The sequence below is a fragment of the Roseivirga sp. genome (assembly GCF_049099775.1).
Taxonomy (GTDB): Bacteria; Bacteroidota; Bacteroidia; order Cytophagales; family Cyclobacteriaceae; genus Roseivirga.
Window position 1 is genome coordinate 1 of record NZ_JAGDZM010000028.1, and the last position, 3,232, is coordinate 3,232.

Here is a 3,232-nt window from a genome sequence, read left to right on the forward strand (position 1 = left end):
CATCATCATTGGTGATCGTTACTGTTGCCTGGTCATCGATATTTCTATCTCTAACATTATTGTCAAGGGTTGTGCTGAAGATGCCTACATCCAGCACCTCATCTGCCTCCAGAATCTGATCTGCTGTCGGAATGACTGTGAAAGTCTTCGTCTCTCCAACTGTTCCGCTAAAGGTCAGTGTCTCATCAAGCACAGTGTAGTCAGTACCTTCCGTGGCTGAACTTGCCTGGCTTCTTACACGAACATCAAAGCCCATGTCCACCGCTTTGTCCAAGGTAATTACCATGGTGATAGCTCCGTCATCTTCATTGCCACTACCATTCTCGTTGCTGTTAGCGTCTGTAATGGTAAAGATGGCTTCGTCATCATTAGTAATGCTTATGGTAGCACCATCACTGATATCTACTGTTACAGCGGTATTGGCCAAGTTGCCCATAGACACGGTCAGATTTTCATCTGCTTCTACTATAGCATCTGCAGTTGGGCTGATGGTGAAGGTTTGCATCTCTCCAGCCGTACCCGCAAAGGTGAGGGTCTCGCTGGCTACTGCCGTATAGTCACTGCCCGCTGTGGCCGTACCATCAGTAGTGCTTACATCTACTGTAAAGCCACCTTGAACTGCATTGTCTAGTATGGCGGTGACGGTGATGTCGCCACCATTCTCTGCCTGACTGATATCGGCTATCGTAACGGCTGCGTTGTCATCATTGGTGATCGTACCTGCACCCGTATCATCTGTGATCGTGAGGTTCTTGCCTCCTGCTTGTAGATTGGACAGCAATACATTAAAGGCTTCATCCAACTCTACTTTGTCATCTCCATTTACTGATACGCTAAAGCTCTGAGTCTCTCCATTCGTGCCCGCAAAGTTGAGTGTTCCGGTAGCAACGGTATAATCACTGTCTACCGTAGTAGCCGTACCATCCTGTGTGGCATAGTCTACTGTAAAGGCCTGATCAATGTCTCCGGTCAGGGTGGTAGTAAAGGTATAAGTAGCTGTGCCGCTTGCTCCTTCGTTCATGGTTACATCATCAATGGCCAGTGTGGCTGCATCATCATTGTTAATGGTCACCAGGGCGCCATCACCATTGTTGATCGTTAATGTTGTACCCTGGATATTTTGCATACCTAGGAATAAGCTCTCGTTTGCCTCTACTTTCGTATCAGCTGTAGGGATTACTGTAAACTGCTGGGTTTCTCCGGCTGTTCCCGTAAAAGTCAGGGTAGTACCTGTTAGCGCGGTGTAGTCACTATCAGCTGTGGTAGCTGTATTATCTGTGCTTACCACATCTACTGAGAATCCACCCTGTACTGCATTGTCTAAGGTAGCGGTAAGGGTGATAGCTCCTCCGTTCTCCGCCCCACTCACATCTTCTATCGTTACTGCTGCATTGTCGTCATTATTAATAGTCACTGTAGCACCATCTGAGATATCAATACTCAAGGAAGTAGCTCCAAAGTTGCCTTGGCTCACCGTCAATGTTTCATCAGCTTCCAGTTTGGTGTCTGCTGTCGGGGTGATTGTGAAGGTTTGCATCTCACCTGCTGTTCCTGAAAAGGTCAGTGTCTGACTAGTAATTGCAGTATAATCATCACCTGCTTCAGCTGTGCCATCGGCTGATGTAACGTCTACCGTAAAGCCGCCTTGCACAGCATTGTCTAGGGTCGCTGTAACAGTGATGTCGCCACCATTCTCTGCCTGGCTTACATCGGCTATCGTTACGGCTGCTGCGTCATTGTCATTAATGGTATAGGTATGCACCTGATTGGTGCCGGCATTGGCATTGCTCAGGTTAGACAGGGTCACTATAACCGTCTCATTAGACTCAAGGATTGCATCATCCACTATGCCAGCTATCGTGATCGTCTTCTGTACATCACCTGGGTTAAAGGCTAGTGTACCATTGGCTAGCGTAAAGTCGGTGCCTTCTGTTGCGCTACCAGTTACTGCATAGTCGGCCGTGACTGTCAGACCACTGGCCAAACTCAGGTCTACTATAATGCCTGCACTGCTCACACTCTCTGCTCCATTGCTTGAAGCTGCCGTGAAGGTTAGGTCTGGCGTATCATCATCAGTGATCGTGATGGTCTGTTGCTGCGTTCCATCTTCAGTACCATTAGTTACTGCTGTTATATCTAATATGATGGTCTCCGCTGCCTCTGGGTTTACATCTTGAGTAGCTGTAATACCCACAGCAGCATTGGCTGATAGGTTGCCTGCTGTGATTACGATACTTGTACTTGCTGTATTATTATAGTCAGTTCCGCTCGTTGCTGTTCCTGTATACCCTAAAGTGATCGTTACATCCTTAGCAGATACGGCTGACAAAGTTGCGGTTATGATCGATGTACCTGCAGCTTCAGCAATGTTGGCTGATCCTACTGATAAAGTCACAGTTGGTGCCGCATCATTGTCTGTGATCGTATAAGTCAGCGTAGTCTGAGTTCCTAAAGTGGCATTCGTTGGATTGCTCAAGGTCAGAATAATCGTCTCGTTCTCTTCATCCAATAAATCGTCAATAATTCCTATGAGCTGCAGCGTTAGGTTTTGATCTCCTGGATCGAAAGTGAACGTGCCATTGGCCATTGTATAGTCTACTCCATCTCCGGCAGCTGTTCCTGTCAGTGCATAGTCAACCGTAATGGTTTTACCACTTACTGCACTGAGTCCGATAGGCAAGTCCTGGCTTGGTTCACTCTCCGCTTGACCGTCTGCTGCTATTCCAAACTCAACCGTTGGTGCAGCATCATTGTCTTGAATGGTATAGGTGTGGACTGTATTGGTGCCTAAGGTCGCGTTGCTAGGATTGGATAGGGTCACAATAACTGTTTCATCTACTTCATCCAAAACATCATCTACAATACTAGCAATCGTGATGTTTTCACTGACATCTCTTGGGGTGAAAGTTAAAGTACCGTTAGCTAAAGTGTAATCAGTTCCTGCACCCATTGCCGTACCCGTAACCGCGTAATCTACAGTTATAGTAAAGTCACTTGATGTAGATAAGTCTACCTGCAAGTTGGTTGAGGCAGTTGCTTCGCTTCCTGAACTGGCAGTAGCATTGAATGCTACCGTTGCCGCATCGTCATTTGTAATCGTTAATTGAGCTGCATCGGTGATGTCAATATCTGATGCATCTACTGTGGTAGGTACCAAGTTGCTCATCGCAATGTCTACCAGTTCATCTGCTTCTACCTTCGTATCGCCTCCTAAAGTAATCGTAAAGGTTTC

At 46.9% G+C, this 3,232-nt stretch carries 1 protein-coding gene; it reads right to left on the reverse strand.

The features are described 5' to 3' along the window. The coding region (locus JXQ92_RS19235; RefSeq protein WP_421988277.1) for a Calx-beta domain-containing protein at window positions 1-3,232 on the reverse strand (3,232 nt) is incomplete at both ends.